Source organism: Streptomyces sp. NPDC107500 (genome assembly GCF_055582785.1).
In genome coordinates this window covers 273,244-289,735 of record NZ_JBVJPF010000007.1, presented here as the reverse complement: position 1 = coordinate 289,735, position 16,492 = coordinate 273,244, and the positions used below count along the sequence as shown (strand labels likewise).

14 protein-coding genes are annotated in these 16,492 nt (G+C 73.5%); 7 read left to right on the top strand and 7 right to left on the bottom strand.

The genetic code is table 11. From position 1 onward, the window contains the following. Positions 1-107 precede the first annotated feature (107 nt). Genes ACZ67M_RS27790 through ACZ67M_RS27775 form a run of 4 tightly spaced genes read left to right on the top strand, consistent with a single transcriptional unit; the run spans position 108 to position 4,403 of the window. On the top strand, positions 108-818 hold the full coding sequence (locus ACZ67M_RS27790; RefSeq protein ID WP_392104358.1) for an SDR family NAD(P)-dependent oxidoreductase: 711 nt from the start codon (positions 108-110) through the stop codon (positions 816-818). Further along, positions 815-2,068 (top strand): lycopene cyclase family protein, encoded by a 1,254-nt coding sequence (locus ACZ67M_RS27785; protein WP_469853312.1) that lies wholly within the window; start codon positions 815-817, stop codon positions 2,066-2,068. Before ACZ67M_RS27790 ends, ACZ67M_RS27785 begins: the two co-directional genes overlap by 4 nt. Continuing rightward, positions 2,065-2,799: a methyltransferase domain-containing protein gene (locus tag ACZ67M_RS27780; RefSeq protein WP_453437211.1), complete on the top strand. Its 735-nt coding sequence runs from the start codon at positions 2,065-2,067 to the stop codon at positions 2,797-2,799. Before ACZ67M_RS27785 ends, ACZ67M_RS27780 begins: the two co-directional genes overlap by 4 nt. Beyond that, positions 2,796-4,403 carry an FAD-dependent oxidoreductase gene (locus ACZ67M_RS27775; RefSeq protein ID WP_469853310.1) on the top strand — a complete coding sequence of 536 codons (1,608 nt, stop codon included), beginning with the start codon at positions 2,796-2,798 and terminating at the stop codon, positions 4,401-4,403. The genes ACZ67M_RS27780 and ACZ67M_RS27775 overlap by 4 nt, the downstream gene beginning before the upstream one ends. On the opposite strand, the gene ACZ67M_RS27770 is transcribed toward ACZ67M_RS27775, so the two are convergent. The 5 genes from ACZ67M_RS27770 to ACZ67M_RS27750 all read right to left on the bottom strand — a co-directional run bounded on the left by ACZ67M_RS27770 (position 4,352) and on the right by ACZ67M_RS27750 (position 10,667). Beyond that, the gene (locus tag ACZ67M_RS27770; RefSeq protein ID WP_361359833.1) at positions 4,352-5,359 is read right to left on the bottom strand and encodes a DUF5914 domain-containing protein; all 1,008 of its coding nucleotides are present in this window, start codon (positions 5,357-5,359) and stop codon (positions 4,352-4,354) included. The two genes, ACZ67M_RS27775 and ACZ67M_RS27770, sit on opposite strands and share 52 nt — an antisense overlap. Next, positions 5,356-6,351, bottom strand: a complete 996-nt coding sequence (locus ACZ67M_RS27765) for a phytoene/squalene synthase family protein (protein WP_361359836.1) — start codon at positions 6,349-6,351, stop codon at positions 5,356-5,358. Before ACZ67M_RS27765 ends, ACZ67M_RS27770 begins: the two co-directional genes overlap by 4 nt. Then, positions 6,338-7,915: a phytoene desaturase gene (locus ACZ67M_RS27760; protein ID WP_392104354.1), complete on the bottom strand. Its 1,578-nt coding sequence runs from the start codon at positions 7,913-7,915 to the stop codon at positions 6,338-6,340. The genes ACZ67M_RS27765 and ACZ67M_RS27760 overlap by 14 nt, the downstream gene beginning before the upstream one ends. Then, complete coding sequence (locus tag ACZ67M_RS27755) at positions 7,912-9,057, bottom strand: polyprenyl synthetase family protein (RefSeq protein ID WP_469853574.1); 1,146 nt, start codon at positions 9,055-9,057, stop codon at positions 7,912-7,914. Before ACZ67M_RS27755 ends, ACZ67M_RS27760 begins: the two co-directional genes overlap by 4 nt. Positions 9,058-9,158: 101 nt before the next feature. Next, positions 9,159-10,667, bottom strand: a complete 1,509-nt coding sequence (locus tag ACZ67M_RS27750; RefSeq protein WP_392018023.1) for a cryptochrome/photolyase family protein — start codon at positions 10,665-10,667, stop codon at positions 9,159-9,161. A gap of 167 nt (positions 10,668-10,834) precedes the next feature. Between ACZ67M_RS27750 and ACZ67M_RS27745 the strand changes: the two genes are divergently transcribed. Next, a complete protein-coding gene (locus tag ACZ67M_RS27745; protein ID WP_469853307.1) occupies positions 10,835-11,401 on the top strand; it encodes a DUF4383 domain-containing protein in 567 nt (188 codons plus the stop codon). A 48-nt stretch (positions 11,402-11,449) separates the two neighbouring features. Here ACZ67M_RS27745 and ACZ67M_RS27740 read toward each other — a convergent pair whose 3' ends face one another. Further along, positions 11,450-12,685 (bottom strand): glycoside hydrolase family 26 protein, encoded by a 1,236-nt coding sequence (locus tag ACZ67M_RS27740; protein WP_469853305.1) that lies wholly within the window; start codon positions 12,683-12,685, stop codon positions 11,450-11,452. After that, the gene (locus tag ACZ67M_RS27735) at positions 12,667-13,905 is read right to left on the bottom strand and encodes a glycoside hydrolase family 26 protein (RefSeq protein ID WP_469853303.1); all 1,239 of its coding nucleotides are present in this window, start codon (positions 13,903-13,905) and stop codon (positions 12,667-12,669) included. Before ACZ67M_RS27735 ends, ACZ67M_RS27740 begins: the two co-directional genes overlap by 19 nt. A gap of 259 nt (positions 13,906-14,164) precedes the next feature. On the opposite strand from ACZ67M_RS27735, the gene ACZ67M_RS27730 reads away from it, so the two are divergent. Together ACZ67M_RS27730 and ACZ67M_RS27725 are read left to right on the top strand one after the other, a co-directional pair. Continuing rightward, entirely contained in the window at positions 14,165-15,445 is a 1,281-nt protein-coding gene (locus ACZ67M_RS27730) for an extracellular solute-binding protein (protein WP_392018032.1), read from the top strand. Positions 15,446-15,526: 81 nt separating this feature from the next. Beyond that, a complete protein-coding gene (locus ACZ67M_RS27725; RefSeq protein WP_469853299.1) occupies positions 15,527-16,477 on the top strand; it encodes a carbohydrate ABC transporter permease in 951 nt (316 codons plus the stop codon). The last annotated feature ends 15 nt before the right edge of the window (positions 16,478-16,492 follow it).

The window sequence follows — 16,492 nt, the reverse complement described above, 5'->3', positions numbered from 1 at the left end:
GACCGGACGGCACCCGCCGCATCCATCACGGGCCGTGACACGGAATACCCGGACGACACCGACGAGGGGCGGGACCGCCGCCCCGACCCTGCGATCGGAAGTGGACAGTGAACCTCGACGGCGCGCGCGTGCTGGTGGCCGGTGCCACCGGCGTCCTCGGCGGTGCCCTCACCGCCGAACTCCGGGCCCGGGGAGCGCGGCCGGCACTGGCGGGACGCGACCCCGCGCGGCTCGCGTCGGCCGCCCGGGCCCATCCGGGCGCCCCGACCGTCACGTTCGACGCCTACGACCCCGCGTCCTGCGCCCGCGCGGTCGACGGCGCGGCGAAGGAACTGGGCGGACTGGACGCCGTCGTCACCGCCTTCGGGTCGGTGGCCTTCGGTCCGGCGGCGGAGGTCGGCGACGAGATCGCGGAGCACCTGACGGCCGTCAACGTCCTCGCGCCCGCCGCCTTCTTCCGCGCATCGTTCACCGTCCTGGGTCCCGGCTCGGCGATCGCCGCCTTCACCGGAGTCGTCGCGCGGCGCCCTCAGGCGGGCATGGCCGACTACAGCGCCTCCAAGGCGGCGCTGAGCACCTGGCTCGACGCGGCCCGCCGCGAGGTGCGGACCGGCGGCATCACGGTCCTGGAGGTCCGGCCGGGGCACCTCGACACGGGCTTCGCCGACCGGCCCGTCGCGGGCACGGCCCCGCCGTTGCCGGCCGGAGGCGACCCGCACCGGGTCGTGGCGGCCGTCGCCGACGCGCTGGAGGCGGACGCCGAACTGGTCCGCACCGACCCGGACGGAACGCCCGTCGTCGAACGGCGCACCAGGTGAGCCGGCCCGCCCCCGCGCCCGACCTGACGTCGGACGTCGTCATCGTCGGCGGCGGTGCGGCCGGACTCAGCCTCGCGCTCCGGCTGACGGCCCCCGCCTCCCCGACCGTCACCCTCGTGGAGGCCCCGGACGGCCCGCTGCGACCCCCCGAACGGACCTGGTGCTACTGGGATCAGGACACCGACGACCCTCATGGCACCCACGGAGCCGGCGACTTCGGCGCGGCGGTCGGCGCCTCCTGGTCCCACCTGCGCGTCCACGGCGGCGACGGCCGCGCCGTCACCGTCGACCCGGCACCCCTGCGCTACCGCATGCTCCGCTCCACGGACTTCGAACGGCTGGTGCACGCGCGGCTGGCGCGTTCTCCCGGCGTACGCGTCCTGCGCGCGACGGCCGACACGGTGCGCAACGCCGCCGACGGCACGGCGGAGGTACGCTGCACCACCCCCGGCGGCGGATCCCGGCTGCTCCGCGCACGCCATGTGTTCGACTCCCGCCCCCGGCCCGCCCTGCCCCCGGCCCGGACCCGGCTGGCGCAGCACTTCCGGGGCTGGTTCGTGCGCACCGACGCGCACCGGTTCGACCCCGGCGTGGCCGACCTCATGGACTTCCGCGTCCCGCAACCCCCGCACGGCCTCGCCTTCGGCTACGTACTGCCCCTGGCACCGGACCGCGCGCTCGTCGAGTACACCGAGTTCTCCCGGACCCCGCTGACCACCGGGGCGTACGAGGCGGCGCTGGCCCACTACACCCACGACGTCCTGAAACTCGGGGTGTTCACCGTGGAGTCGGCGGAGCAGGGGGTCATCCCGATGACCGACGCGCGCTTCGCCCGCCGGGTGGGCCCCGCCGTGTTCCGGATCGGCACCGCGGGCGGCGCCACCCGGCCCGCGACCGGATACACCTTCGCCGCCGTCCAACGGCAGAGCCGCGCGATCGCCGCGGCCCTGCACCAGGGCCGCGCCCTGGTGCCGCCTCCGCACGGGCGGCGCGCCCTCGCCATGGACGCGGTGCTGCTGCGGGCCCTGGACACCGGCCGGATCAACGGCCCCGACTTCTTCACCGGCCTCTTCCGGCGAATCCCGCCGCACCGGCTGCTGCGCTTCCTCGACGGCGACACCACCCCGTGGGAGGAATGGGGCATCGGCCTGCGCACCCCCGTGGGTCCGATGCTCCGCACCGCCCTCGAACTCCCCTTCCTGCCCCGGCGCCGGCACGGCACCCCACGAACCGGAGACAACCACCCATGACACTCCTGCGCGACCACGACCTGGCACGCGCCTTCGACCACGCCTCGCGCACCTACGACCGGCTCACCGCCCTCAACCCCGGCTACCGCACCGACCTCCTGCGCTCCGCGCGCCGGCTCCGGCTGCCCCGCGCCGGCGCCGGCCTGCACGTCCTGGACCTCGGCTGCGGCACCGGCACCTCCACCCGGGCCCTGCTGCGGGCCGCACCCCGCGCCCGGATCACCGCCGTCGACGCCTCGGCGGGGATGCTGCGGCGCGCCCTCGCCAAACCCTGGCCGGCCCGCGTCCGCTTCCGGCACCTGACCGCCGAGGAAGTCGTCACGACCGACGAGGGACCGTACGACGCGGTCTTCGCCGCCTACCTCTTCCGTAACGTCACCGACCCGGACGCTGTCCTGGCAGCGGTCCGCACCCTGTTGCGGCCGGGCGGCCGGCTCGCCGTGCACGAGTACAGCCTCAGCGGTTCGGCCACCCACCACGCCCTGTGGAACGCCGTCTGCCAGGGCATGATCATTCCCGCGGGCACCCTGAGCGGCGACCGCGCCCTGTACCGGCACCTGTGGCACAGCGTCGTCCACTTCGACACCGCTCCCGCCTTCACGGCGCGCCTCACCGACGCCGGGTTCACCGGCGTGCGCGCGGCCCCGGTCGCCGGGTGGCAGACCGGCCTCGTGCACACCTTCCTGGCCCGCAACGGTGCCGCCGCCCCACCGGTGGAGGTGGCCCGATGAGCGCCGGCCGGCCGGCGGCCCGGCGCGGACGCGACCGCAAGGCCGAGATCGTGATGCCCGCGCCGGGCCGGGACCGCCTCGACCCCGGGGACGCCCCGGCGGTCGCCGTGGTGGGCGGGGGAATCGCCGGACTGGCCGCCGCCACCCTGCTGGCCGAACGCGGCGCCCGCGTGACCCTGTACGAACGCGAGGACACACTCGGCGGACGGCTCGCGGGCCGGCCCACCCGCCTCGCCGACGGGTCCGGGGCCACCATGAGCCGCGGCTTCCACGCCTTCTTCCGCCAGTACTACAACCTGCGTGGCCTGCTGCGCCGGACCGACCCCGGACTCGACCGGCTGCGCCCCCTGCCCGACTACCCGCTGCGGCACAGCGGCGGGCTGACCGACAGCTTCGCCCGTGTCCCGCGCACCCCGCCGCTCAGCGCGCTCGGCTTCGTCGCCCTGAGCCCCACCTTCGGCTGGCGCGACCTCGCCGCCATGGACGCCGGGGCCGCCCTGCCGCTCCTCGACGTCCGCGTGCCCGAGGTCTACGACCGTTTCGACTCCACGAGCGCCACGGAGTTCCTCGAACGCGTCCGCTTCCCCGAGGCCGCGCACCATCTGGCCTTCGAGGTGTTCTCCCGCAGCTTCTTCGCGGACCCGCGGGAACTGTCCGCCGCGGAACTGCTGCTGATGTTCCACATCTACTTCCTCGGCTCGGCCGAGGGCCTGCTCTTCGACGTGCCGGACGAGCCCTTCCCCCAGGCGCTGTGGGACCCGCTCGGCGACTACCTCCAGCGCCTCGGGACCGACCTCCGCACCGGCACCCCCGTGCGCGGCGTCCACCCGGACGACGACGGGGGAGTGGAGGTGCGCACCGACGACGCCCTGGACCGGTACGACGCCGCCGTGCTCGCCCTCGACCCCGGAGCCCTGCGCGGACTGACCGCCGCGTCATCCGGGCTCGGCACCCCGGCCTGGCGCGAGGACATCGCCTCGCTCGGCACCGCACCGCCCTTCCTCGTCTCCCGGCTCTGGCTGGACCGGCCGGTCCACGCCGACCGCGCCGGGTTCCTCGGCACCAGCGGCTACGACGGACTGGACAACATCAGCGTGCTGGAGCGCTACGAGGGCGAGGCCGCCCGCTGGGCCGCCCGGACCGGAGGCTCGGTGGTGGAACTGCACGCCTACGCGGTCCCCGCCCACGCACACCGCGAGACCGTGCAGGACCGCCTCCTCGACAGCCTCCGCCGGGTCTACCCCGAGACACGGAGGGCCCGGATCGTCGACGCCCGGCACGAATGGCGCGCGGACTGCCCCCTGTTCCCGGTCGGTTCCCACTCCCGGCGGCCCACCGTCGTGACCCCCCACCCGAACGTGACGCTGGCGGGCGACGCCATCCGCTGCGACCTGCCCGTCGCCCTGATGGAACGCGCGGCCACCACCGGGTTCCTGGCGGCCGGAGCGCTCCTCGCCGGCTGGGGAGTGGGGGGTCAGGTGCTGTGGACGGTGCCCCGGGCCGGCCGGTCACCCGTACTGCGGGCACTGGGCCGGGCCGGGAACCGCCGCGCTCAGCCCGGGAACCGGCCCGTGCTGCGCAGCGCCCACCGCCGCTCCGCGTAGGCGAGGTCGTCGCGCCACAGCCGCCCGGCCGTCCGGCGCATCAAGGGCCGCAGCACCGGCGCGGCGGCCCGGGCGAGTGCGAAGCCCCGCCGACCGGAGGCCGCGACGACCGCTTCGACGACGGCGGTCCGCGGACGCGCGGCCCCCTCGGCGGTCAGTGGCGTGGCATGGGTCTCCACGACGGACGTGGACCCCTCACCCTCCGTGATCCGCATGACGACCGTACGCGGCTCCGGTGCGGTGAACTCCGCCCGGACCGGCACCACCAGACGGCCCGTCACCCGGAACGACACGTCCACCACGAAGGCGTCGTCCGCGTCGCCCAGCGGCGGCCGGGCCACCGTCAGATCCACGAACGAGTACGGGTGGAACCACGAGCCGTGCCACGGATCGAGCCGGTTGGCGACCACGTCCTGCGGCTCGCACCCCCCGACGGCCGTGAAGACGGCGTCCACCCCGCCACCCGGCGCGGGCCGCTCCGGGACCACGGGACGTTCCGTCGGCTCCTCGCCGCCGACCGCGTCCAGCCGGACCCACACCAGGACACCGTCGTCGTGGACCGGGAACGGCTCCCACCCCGCGAACGGCCCGCCGTCCAGGGCCAGTCCGTGCCAGTGGCACACCAGCGTCCCGCACACCACGCGGCTCTCCCGCAGCGGCGCGCCCAGATGCGGGCACGCCCCGGGCCCCGCGCGCAGCTCACCGGTGTCCGACCGCCACAGCACCACCTCGGTGCCGCCCACGGTTCGGCCACAGGGGCGGCCACCGGTGCGCACGTCCCGGGAGGCACCGACGACGAACCAGTTGCCCGAGGGACGCGCCGAGGCCCGTTTGAGGGCGTCGTCGATCAGTGCCGGGCGCGCCTCCCGCCAGGTCGGCGTCTGGGCCGCCCAGGCCGACCGGCCGCGCCGCCGCAGCGGCGGGGTCCAGCCCGCCCGGTCCGCTCGGTCACTCACTGCACGGGTCCTTTCGTCCGGGGCGACGCGTCGCCCGTCCGCGGCGCCGGGTGCGTGCCGCGGGCACGTCGGCGGGCGCGTACGACGCCCACCACTCCGGCGGCGGCCGTGGCCGCGCGACGCCCGCGCGAGACCACGGCACGGCGGTGCACCACGGTGTAGTCCTGCTCCGCGATCGCGTCGAGAATCCCGCCGTAGAGCGTGAACGCGGTGCGGATGCAGGGGCGCACCCGTGGATCGAGCATGGCGATGCCCGGCTCCGCCGCCCGGTACACCTGCCGCGTCATGGCCTCGGCGGCGACGAGCGCCGCGCGGACCCGCGGGTCCCGGCGTCCCGTGCGGCGGCTCCACTCCAGCAGCGGCCGGTCCACACCGTGCGCGGCGAGCAGGTCGGCCGGCAGGTACACGCGGCCCCGGTCCAGGTCCTCGCCGACGTCCCGCAGGAAGTTGGTGAGCTGGAAGGCGACCCCGAGGTCGGCCGCGTGCGGGGCGGCCTCCTCGCGGGGGACGACCGTGCCCAGCACCGGCAGCATCTGGAGGCCGATCACCGCGGCCGAGCCGTGCATGTAGGCCCGCAGGTCGGCGTAGGTCGGGTAGTCCGTGACGTGCAGATCGCTGCGCATCGACACGAGGAAGTCGGCGAACAGCGAGTGCTCGATGCCGTGCCGAGCGGCGGTGTCGGCGACCGCGCGGACCACGGGCTCGGTCCCCTCACCGGTCCGCAGCCCGTGCGCGAGGTCGCTCTCCAGCACCCGCAGCAGCCGGTCGCGCTCCGCCGGTGTGCGGTGCCGGTCCAGGTCGTCGACGATGTCGTCGGCCCACCGGGCGAAGCCGTACAGCGCGTGCACGCGGGCGCGGCGCTCCAGCGGAAGCAGCCGGGTGGCCAGGAAGTAGGTCTTGCCGTGGCGGGCGTTGAGCCGTCTGCACAGGGTGTAGTCGGCGCGCAGCCCGGGATCGGTGATGTGCGCGGCATCCAGTTCACGACGGGCCATGGGAGCCTTCCGCGGTCGGGGTGGCATCGGAACGCTCGGCTCGTGGCGCCGGACGGGGGCGCACGGTACGGGCGGCGGTACGGGCCCCGCCGGTGACCCGCGCTGCGGCGAGCTTGCCGCTGATCAGCACGGTCGGCACGCCGACGCCCGGGGTGGTACCGCAGCCCGCCAGTACGACGTTGTCCACGCCGCGCACCAGGTTGCGGGGGCGGAACGGGCCGGTCTGGGCGAAGGTGTGGGAGACCGAGAAGGGGCTGCCCGCCGCGTGCCCCCGCGCCGCCCAGTCCAGCGGGGTGACCAGCAACTCCTCCTGGACACCGGCCGCGAAGCCGTCCAGTCCCCGCCGCTCCAGCTCGGCGACCAGGCCGTCCCGGTAGCGGGGCCCCAGGTCCCGCCACTCGGCGGCCGAGGGCCCGACGTCGGTGTTCGGGCACGGTGCGAGGACGTAGTGGAGGTGCCGGCCCGGCGGTGCGAGGCCCGGGTCGTGCGTCGTCGGCCGGGTGATCAGCAGGGACGGGTCGCTCATCAGCCGCCCCGTGCGCGTCAGTTCGTCGAAGGTGGCCTCCCAGGCGCCGCCGAAGGACAGCGTGTGGTGGGCGAGACCGGGCCACGTCCGGTCGGTTCCGGCGTGCAGGACGACCGCCGAGGGGGAGTGCCGCAGCCGCACCGGACGCCTCGGCGTGCGCCCCAGCAGCCGGTGCGCGGCGGGCAGTTCGCAGGTCAGCACCACGGCGTCGCACGGGATCCGTTCCCCGGAGGCCAGCCGCACCGCCCGCACCCGGCCCGCCGACCGCTCCAGCGACGTCACCTCGGACGACCAGCGGAACCCGGCCCCCGCCGCGCCCGCCGCGTCCGCCATCCCGCGGGGCAGCGCGTGCATGCCGCCCTTGGGGAACCAGACGCCGGCCACGGTGTCCATGTAGGCGATCACCGCGTACGCCGCGAGGGCCCGGGCCGGGGCCACACCGGCGTACAGCGCCTGGAAGGAGAAGACCCGGCGCAGCCGCGGGTCGGCGATGAACCGGCCGATCCGCCGGTCCAGCCGCCCGAAGCCGCCCAGCGCCGCCAGCCGGGCCAGGTCGGGGTGGAGCAGCTGGAAGGGCGAGTCGAAGTTCGTGTCGATGAAGCGCCGCATCTGCGCCCGGTACAGCCGCTCCAGCCAGTCCCGCAGCCCGCGGTAGCCGGCCGCCTCGGCCGGACCCGCGAACCGCCTGACCTCCGCCTCCATCGCGTCGCCGTCGGTGTGGACGTCGAGGGCGCTCCCGTCGGCGAAGGCCGCCCGGTACGCCGGATGCAGCGGCGTCAGCTCGACATGGCGGTCGAGGCGGTCGCCCACGGCGGCGAACGCCTCGTCGGCCAGGTGCGGCATGGTCAGCACCGTGGGCCCCGTGTCGATCTCGTAGCCGCCCAGGCTCACCCGTCCCGCCCGGCCGCCCGGCAGGTCGTCCCGTTCGACGACCGTCACCCGGCGACCCGCGCCCAGCAGGTGCAGGGCGCAGGCCAGCCCGGAGAGGCCGGCGCCCACCACGACCACGTGATCCGTCGGGCCTGTCACCGTCCTCACGCGGCCTCCCCGGTGGTGCGCCCCGCGACGACGCCGGACGCCCGCTCGACCAGGGCGGTGAACTCACGGCGCACGGCGGGCTCGGCGCCGGTCCGGGCGAAGTGCCGCAGACTCCTCGCCGCCAGCTCCGCGATGGTCGCCTCGACGACGGCCCGCGCCCCGGTCCGCTCCAGCGCGTCGCGCATCCGGCGCACCTCGTCGTCCGGGCCGGGCCGCGCCCCCGGGGCGAGCGCGTCGGCTGCGTCCGAATCGCCGCCGGTCTCGGCGGCCCTGCGGCCGACCGCGAGCAGACACGTCAGCTTGCGCGTGCGCAGGTCCTCGTCGGCCGGTTTGCCGGTCACCGCCGGGTCGCCAAAGGCGCCGAGCAGGTCGTCACGGAGCTGGAAGGCGAGCCCGGCACACCGTCCGGCCGCCCGCAGCGCGTCCAGGGCGGGCCCCTCGGCACCGTTGAGGACCGCACCCAGCGCCAGCGGGCGCTCGACCGTGTACAGGGCGCTCTTGAGGGTGGCGACGCTCAGCGCCGTGTCGACGCCCGACGCCCCGGTGGCCTGCGCGTGCAGGTCCCGGTACTGGCCGGCGACCATCTCGCCGCGCATCTCCTGCCACTCCTGGTGCAGCCGTGAACCGTGGGGCGAGCGGAGCGCCGTCTCGGTCAGCAGGTCGTCCGCCCACGCCAGGGCCAGATCGCCGACGAGCACGGCGGCGGACGCGCCGAAGGCGTCGGCGGAACCGCTCATCCCCGCGGCGAGGTGCGTGCGGGCGAGGTCGACGTGCACGGCGGGCGCGCCGCGGCGCAGCGGTGATCCGTCCATCACGTCGTCGTGGACGAGCGCGCACGCCTGGACGAGTTCCAGGGCCGCGCCCGTGCGCAGGACCGGCGTGACGTCCCCGGCTCCGCCGACGGCCCGCCACCCGCACCACGCGAACGCCGTGCGCAGCCGCTTGCCGCCGCGCCGCACGAAGGCGGCGACGCGCTCGGCGACGTCGCGGGCGTACACCGGATCGACCTCGCGTGCCTGCCGCAGCCTGGCGTCGAGGACGGTGCCGAGTTCCGCCTCGGCCGCCCGGACGGCGTCACGAGCCGTGAGCGGGCCGTCGGCCGGTCTGACCGGCTCGGTCACCGTGGACGGCGGTCCCAGCATGCACAACCCCTTGTCGCTCTCGGTCATTTGCACACCCATGCTTCCGCCGGGCGGGCCCGAACGGATGCGCCGGACTCCCGCCCGTCGCTCACGGCCGTCGCTCAGGGAGGCGCGTCGCCGCGGGCCCGTTCCTGGCGGCGCACGTCGGCCAGGTCGGTGAGCCGGTCCAGCTGTCGCACCGGACGGGCGGTGCGGTGGTTGTGGCCGAGCCGCTCCCGGTGCCGGTCGAGGAAGGTCCAGTAGCCCGCGGTGTAGGGGCAGGCGTGCTCGCCGGTCCGGTCGCCCGGCCGGTAGCGGCACGGTCCGCACAGGTCGCTCATCCGGTGCAGGTAGGCGCCGCCCGACGTGTAGGGCTTGGTCGTCATCCGGCCGCCGTCGGCGTACTGGGACATGCCGACGACGTTGGGCACCATGACCCAGTCGTAGCCGTCCACGAAGCAGCGGTGGAACCAGTCCGTCACCGCGGCGGGATCCCAGCCGCGCTGGAGGGCGTGGCTGCCGAGGACCATCAGCCGGGGGATGTGGTGGGTCCACCCCGTGTCCCGTACCTGCGCCAGCACCGTGTGCAGGCAGCGCGCCCGCACCGCGTCCGCGTCCAGCTCGTTCCACCAGTCGGGGAGCGGGGCGGTGTGGCGCAGTTCGTTGGACCGCCGGTACTCCTCACCGAAGTACCAGTACAGCTGCCACACGTACTCGCGCCAGCCGGCGATCTGCCGGACGAATCCCTCCACGCTGCCCAGCGGCGCCCGGCCGGCGCGCCACTCCGCCTCCGCGCGCTCCACGCATTCCACGGGGTCGAGCAGGCCGAGGTTGAGCGAGGACGACAGCAGGCTGTGGCTCATCACGGGGTCGGCGGCGAGCATGGCGTCCTCGTACGGCCCGAAGCTGCCCAGCCGACGCGCCAGGAAGCGTTTGAGCGCCGCCCGGGCCTCGGTACGGGTGGCGGGGAACAGCCGCGGCCCGTCGCGGCCGACGAAGGAGACGTCGCCGTCCTTCTCCCACCGGTCGAGGTCGTGGCGGACCTCCTCGTCGATCTCGTCCTCGCGCGGCCGGTAGGGCGCGGGAACCGGCAGGGTGTCGGCCTCGCGCGGGGGCGGCCGCCGGTTGTCGTGGTCGAAGTTCCAGCGACCGCCCGCCGGGCTGTCGGCGTCCATCAGCAGCTCGTGCCGCCGGCGCACCCAGCGGTAGAAGTCCTCCTGCCGCAGCCGCCCGCCACCGTGCCCGTCCGCCCACGCGGCGAAGTCGTCCGCCGGGACCAGGAAGCCCCGTGCCGGGCCGACGGTGACCCGGGAGAGGGAGCGCACCAGCCGGAGGGCGGCGTACGAGGTCGGGTGGTGGACGGTGACCGGTCGGCCGCGGGCGGCCCGGTCGAGACCCTCCCGGTAGGTGTCGGCCCGCACATAGGCCACCCGGTCGCCCAGCTCGGCGGCCCGGTGCCGCATGGCGGAGAGCACCAGGTGCGCCTTGGCCCGGTGGAAGCGGCGCCGCCGGAACACCGACCGGGCCTCCACCATCAGCAGCGGTGTGTCCCGGCCGGGCCCGTGTTCGCCCGGCGCGAGGAAGTGCGGCCCGAGCTGGTCCCCGAAGAGCCAGTGCACGGTGCTTCCCATGACCGCTTCCTTCCGGCGCTCACTCCGATTCGTCCCTGATACGAGATCATGGGGGCATCGGCACGACCGCGCCCGTCGCGACGGGCGGACGCGGCGAGCCCTCTGCTCCACCCGGGTGAACGGCGCGCCGGCGCATCCGACCCGGGCGCGGGCGGCGAAACAGGTGCATGAAGCTACGAGAGGAACTGCCCGTCGATCACCACCTCGCGAGCGTCTACCGCTACGGTGCCGGATTCTGCGGTCTCGTCCTGCTGGCCTTCGCCGCCCTCGGTTTCGCCGACGCGCTCAGCCCCTTCGACACGGGGGGCGGCATGGTCGCCGGAATGACCACGAACGTCGCCCTCAGCGTCATCTCCACCGTGGTGGGACTTGCGCTGCTCGGCGGGGCGGTGATCGGCGGCAACGTCGCCTCCACCCTCAACATCGTGGTTGGCGCGCTCTTCTTCCTGAGCGGCTTCGCGCACATCTTCGTGCTGGACCGTCCGGCCAACGTCCTGGGCTTCGGCATGAGCAACGTGATCTTCAGTTTCGTCATGGGACTGTTCATCGCCACGTTCGGCATGTACGGCCGGGTCTCCAGCAAGCTCTCGCACGACAACCCCTACTGGGCGGCGAGACACCCCGAGCAGGCGGCCAGGGAGGAGGCGGCCGCGCGGAGCGCCCTGCCGAGTACGGCGGACGGCGCCCGGGTGCTGCCCGCGGCGGCGAAGGCTCCCCGCCGCGGGAGGCGGTGACCCCGGGCGAAGGCGGGCGGACCGCGGCCCACCCGCCCGGTCACCGCGTCACCGGCAGCGCGCGGTGAACCCGTTCGCGGCCAGGCCCTGGCAGAACGAGGCCTTCGCCGCGCCGTACCGGGAGAGCCTCCCGTCGACGAACCAGGTGGTGTCCGGCGGGAAGTCGAAACTCCCGTCGTCGATGCCGTCCCAGCCGTAACGGAAGTCCAGGTCGATGTAGGCGATCGAGCGGATCACCCCGGTCAGGTCGTGCGTCCCGGACATGTTGGGGATCGGGCCCCGGTAGTTCATGAGGGAGAACAGGCGTTTCACCCACAGGTCACCGGTCTGCTGCTCCAGGCCGTCGGTGGAGGTGCCGTCGGCCGTGAAGTTCATCAGGCCCGCCTCGGAGACCACGACCGGCCTGCCGTGGTCCTTGGCGAACTTCAGCAGCTTCAGCACGTTGGCGTCGTGGTCGAAGTTCCGCCACACGGCGGCCGGGTTGCCGTGCGTGTCGGTGCCGATGTACGCGTTGCGGCACTGCTTGGCGGCCACGTCGTAGTTCTGCGGCGGAGTGCCGTTGTACAGGGGGCCCCGGTCGTAGATGGGCAGGCACAGTTCGTGGGCGAAGACCGAGACGCCCATCCAGTCGACCGCGGCGTCCCCCGGGTACATCGTCTCGAACTCGCCGCGCACCGGGTGGAAGACGTACTCCAGGTTGTGCGCGGTGGACCGGCTGTCGAGATGGGCCGCGAGGCGGTTGAAGGCGTTCTTGTACGAGGAGCAGCTCGCGTCGGTGCAGTGGTAGAAGCTGCTCACCTCGTAGTCCAGCCGCAGCTTGAAGCGGGCCCCGGGGTGGGCGTCGGTGAAGGCCAGCAGACGGTCGAGGGAGGCCGTGTGGCCGCCGGCGGCCAGCTCGGCGGTGACCGCCCGGGACCGTGCCGCCTTCGCGTTCTCGTCGCCGCCCTCGAAGCCGGGTGGGTTGTCCTTCCAGCTGATGCCGACCTGGACGGTCTTCCCCTGCTCGGCGAGGAGGGTGGCGTACGCGCGGTGGGCGGGGTTCACCCAGTCGCCGCCGCGCAGCTCGTAGTAGACGGAGCCGCCGTCGGCGTTCTGCCCGAAGGTGTGGAAGTCGTCCCAGGCACCCCGGGTGGACTGGCCGAGGAGCAGTTCGGGCGGCGCGGCCGCGGTGGGTGCTGCCTCCGCGGCCCGGGCGGATCCGGTGCCCACGGGCAGGAACAGAAGGCCCGCGAGCGCGGCGGCGGTCAGGGACCGCAGGACGGTTCTCACTCGTTGTGCGTCCATGTCGGCTTCCTGATCTCGTCGAGGAATCGGGCGAGCACGGTGGGGTCGGCCTGCACGCGCGAGTCGCCCCAGTTGCCGTTGACGCAGCCGGGACCGCCGGCCTGCGCGCCGCTCGCGCACTGCCACTGGGTCTGCGCGTCCCAGTCGGTGTTGATGTAGGCCGCGGCGCGGATGACGTCCTTGTTGCGTTCCACCCAGTCGAAGTAGCCGGCGTGCCAGCCGTCCCAGATCGCCTGGCCACTGGAAGGCGCCGGGCTGTTGCGGAAGATGCAGCTCGTGGTCCCGGCGCCGGTGCGGGCGCCCTGCGGCGCGGCCTCCGACACCATGGCGGGCTTGCCGTGCGCGCGGGCGAAGTCGAGGAGCCGGTCCTGGAGGCCGACCGGATCGGTGTCGTACGTCCCGCAGCCCCACTGGGTGCGCACTGAACGGGAGTTGTAGAACGAGGACAGTCCGACCCAGTCGACGTACTGGTCACCGGGATACCAGTCGTCCAGGTGGCCGGGGTCGGTCACGACGTAGTTCCACTCGGGATGGTCCGGGTGGGTGTTCACCGGCCATGCGGCGCTCTGCCACACGGTGGCGACCCGGGTGGCGCCGAGGGAGTCGACGCGTCCCTTGATGTAGCGGAAGGCGTCCTTGTAGAACTCGGAGTTGTAGCAGTTCCAGGGGCCGTCGAACTCGTAGCCGATGCGCAGCAGGATGTCCCGGTCGTAGCCCTTGAACCGGTTGATCATCTCGTCGACCTTGGCGCGGTACCGCGTGACGAGGTTCGGGTTCCCGGCGGTGACGTCCGCGTCGTCGCGGCCGATGATGGCGCGCAGCGGCTGGTTGGTGCAGCCGGAGGTGGCGTCGGAGAGGTACAGGCCGACGGCGACGGTCGCGTCCGGGTACTCACGCATCGTCCGGGCGAAGTCGACCGTCCCGGCGCCCCAGTCGGCCGGTCCGGTCATCCCGGCCAGCGCTTCGGGGGAGCCGCCCAGGACCAGGTTGGTGTACAGCGTCACGCCACCGGGATCCGGTGCCCCGAGCGCCGGGTCGTCCAGCACGTCCGCGCGGTAGTCGCTGAGCGTGTCGCTGTCCTGGCCCATCACCAGCATGACCTTGCCGTCGGCGCGGGCCGACGGGGCCGGATCCGCCGCGGCGGCCGAGGGCAGCCCGGTCAGGGCGAGCAGGACGGCGGCGGCGACTCCCGCGCCGAACGCCCGTCTCTTGTGTGTCATGTGTGTCTCCGCTTCGTAGGGTCACGGCGCTCGCATGGTGCGGTGGGCGCGGGGCCGGGTCAACCGGCTGCGAAATTTTCGTAGAACCGGGCAGCTCGCGGGCCTGGCGCTACGAAACTTTGCAGAACACCACCGCAGTTGGGGAAAACTCGCAGGTCGACCGGACCAGTACTAAAGTTTTCGCGAAACTATTGACTTTGTTTTCGGGGGCGGCGACCTTGTTGCCACTCATCCACGCCCCCTGCTCCGGAGGACCACCATGGGCCGTACGCGTGCCCGCAGAACCGCCGCCGCGCTCTCCGCCGCCACCGCTCTCCTCGCCCTCTCCGCCTGCGGCTCGGGCTCCGACACGGCCGACGGCAAACTCACCCTGACCGTCGCCACGTTCAGCGACTTCGGCTACAAGCCCCTCATCGAGGAGTACGAGCGCACCCACCCCGACGTCGACGTCAAGGAACGCATCTCCCAGTTCGACCAGCACCACAACCAGCTCTCGACCCAGATCGCCTCCGGCAGCGGTGCCGCCGACGTGGTCGCGATCGAGGAGGGCTACCTGCCCAAGTTCCGGGCGGTGAAGGACAAGTTCACCAACCTCGCCGACTTCGGCGCCCTGGACCGCGAGGACGAGTACCTGGACTGGAAGTGGGAGCAGGGCACGCTCGGCACGCCCGGCTTCGTCATGGGGTACGGCACCGACGTCGGCAGCCTCGCCATCTGCTACCGCAAGGACCTGTTCGAGAAGGCCGGGCTGCCCACGGACCGCACGGAGGTCGGGAAGCTCTGGCCCACCTGGGACGCCTACTTCGCCACCGGGGAGAAGTTCCAGGACCGGGTGAAGGACAAGGCCTGGTTCGACAGTTCGGGCAACATCTTCACGGCGATGATGAACCAGACCGAGTTCGGTTTCTTCGACGCCCGGGACCAGTACGTGGGGGAGACGAACCCCAAGGTCCGTGAGTTCTTCATGGCGAGCGCCGAGGCGACGGCGGACGAGCAGTCGGCCAACCTCCAGCCCTTCAGCCAGCAGTGGAACGCAGGCATCAAGCAGGGCCGGATGGCCACCATGACCTGTCCCGCCTGGATGACCGGACAGATCGCGACCGCGGCCGGCGAGGCGGGCGCCGGGAAGTGGGACATCGCCGCGGTGCCGGGCGGCGGCGGCAACTGGGGAGGCTCCTTCCTGACCGTGCCCAAGCAGAGCAAGCACGCCGAGGAGGCCGCCGAACTGGCCGGCTTCCTCACCTCGGCCGCCGCACAGAAGAAGATCTTCACCGGCCCGGTCGGCGCGCTGCCCTCACTCGTCCCCGTCCTGGAGGACCCCGAGGTGCGGGGCACGAAGTCCGAGTACTTCAACGAAGCCCCGACGGGCGAGATCTTCGCGTCGTCCGCCAAGAGCCTCAAGCCCAACTACCGCGGCACCAAGGACCAGCAGGCCCGCATCCCGTTCGGCAACGCACTCCAGCTCGTCGAACAGGGCAAGGCGGACCCGGAGGAGGCGTGGGAGAAGGCGCTCGACGAAGCCGCCAAGAACATCCGCTGACGTCGGACGGGCGGCGCCGCCCCCAGCGCGCCGCCACCTTCCTCCCCAGCCCTCCAGCCCCTCCCCGTTTCGGAGACCAGCATGGCGCTCCAGGCCACCACCACCACAGACCCGCCCGCCAGGGCGAAGCCCTCTCGTCGCATCCGCCCCGAGCGCCATCTGCTCCCCTACCTGTTCATCGCCCCCTTCTTCCTCGTCTTCGGTGTCTTCGGGCTCTATCCGCTGCTCCAGACGTTCTGGGTGTCCCTGCACGACTGGGACCGCCTCGCCGGCGCGGGGGAGTGGGTCGGTCTCGCGAACTTCAGCCGGCTGCTGGAGGACTCGGACTTCTACACGGCCACCTTCAACACGCTCAGCATCTTCGTGCTCTCCACGGTGCCGCAGCTGCTCGCGGCCCTGGGCGTCGCCTGGCTCCTCGACCGCCACCTGCGCGCACAGAGCGTGTGGCGGGCCCTGGTCCTGGTGCCCCAGTACGTCTCCGTGGTGGCCGTCGCCCTGGTGTTCTCGCAGCTCTTCGGGCGGGACTTCGGCATCGTCAACTGGGTCCTGGAGGGCACGGGACTGATCGGCGACCCGATCGACTGGACCGCGGACACGTGGAGTTCGCACCTCGCCATCAGTTTCATGGTCATGTGGCGCTGGACGGGCTACAACGCCCTGATCTACCTCGCGGCCATGCAGGCCGTACCGCGCGACCTGTACGAGTCCGCGCAGATCGACGGCGCCGGCCGCCTGCTCACCTTCCGGAAGGTCACCCTGCCGGCCATCCGGCCGACCGTCGTCTTCACCGTCGTCATCTCCACCATCGGCGGCCTGCAACTCTTCGCCGAGCCCTTCCTGTTCGACCAGCAGGGCAACGCGGAGGGCGGCGCCGAGCACCAGTTCCAGACGCTCACGCTGATGCTGTACAAGTACGGCTTCATCAACAACGACGCCGGATACGCCTCGGCCGTCTCCTGGGTGCTCTTCCTCGTCATCGCGGTCGTCGCCGCCGTGAACTTCCTGCTGGCACGCCGCTCCGAGCGCGGCTGACCGCCGCCCCGGCAA

Bases quoted from the DNA above. Each gene is read 5' to 3' on its own strand.
- ACZ67M_RS27780 (WP_453437211.1), top strand. From the start codon at position 2,065: ATGACACTCCTGCGCGACCACGACCTGGCACGCGCCTTCGACCACGCC.
- ACZ67M_RS27775 (WP_469853310.1), top strand. From the start codon at position 2,796: ATGAGCGCCGGCCGGCCGGCGGCCCGGCGCGGACGCGACCGCAAGGCC.
- ACZ67M_RS27765 (WP_361359836.1), bottom strand. From the start codon at position 6,351: ATGGCCCGTCGTGAACTGGATGCCGCGCACATCACCGATCCCGGGCTG.
- ACZ67M_RS27755 (WP_469853574.1), bottom strand. From the start codon at position 9,057: ATGCTGGGACCGCCGTCCACGGTGACCGAGCCGGTCAGACCGGCCGAC.
- ACZ67M_RS27750 (WP_392018023.1), bottom strand. From the start codon at position 10,667: ATGGGAAGCACCGTGCACTGGCTCTTCGGGGACCAGCTCGGGCCGCAC.
- ACZ67M_RS27745 (WP_469853307.1), top strand. From the start codon at position 10,835: ATGAAGCTACGAGAGGAACTGCCCGTCGATCACCACCTCGCGAGCGTC.
- ACZ67M_RS27740 (WP_469853305.1), bottom strand. From the start codon at position 12,685: ATGGACGCACAACGAGTGAGAACCGTCCTGCGGTCCCTGACCGCCGCC.
- ACZ67M_RS27735 (WP_469853303.1), bottom strand. From the start codon at position 13,905: ATGACACACAAGAGACGGGCGTTCGGCGCGGGAGTCGCCGCCGCCGTC.
- ACZ67M_RS27730 (WP_392018032.1), top strand. From the start codon at position 14,165: ATGGGCCGTACGCGTGCCCGCAGAACCGCCGCCGCGCTCTCCGCCGCC.
- ACZ67M_RS27725 (WP_469853299.1), top strand. From the start codon at position 15,527: ATGGCGCTCCAGGCCACCACCACCACAGACCCGCCCGCCAGGGCGAAG.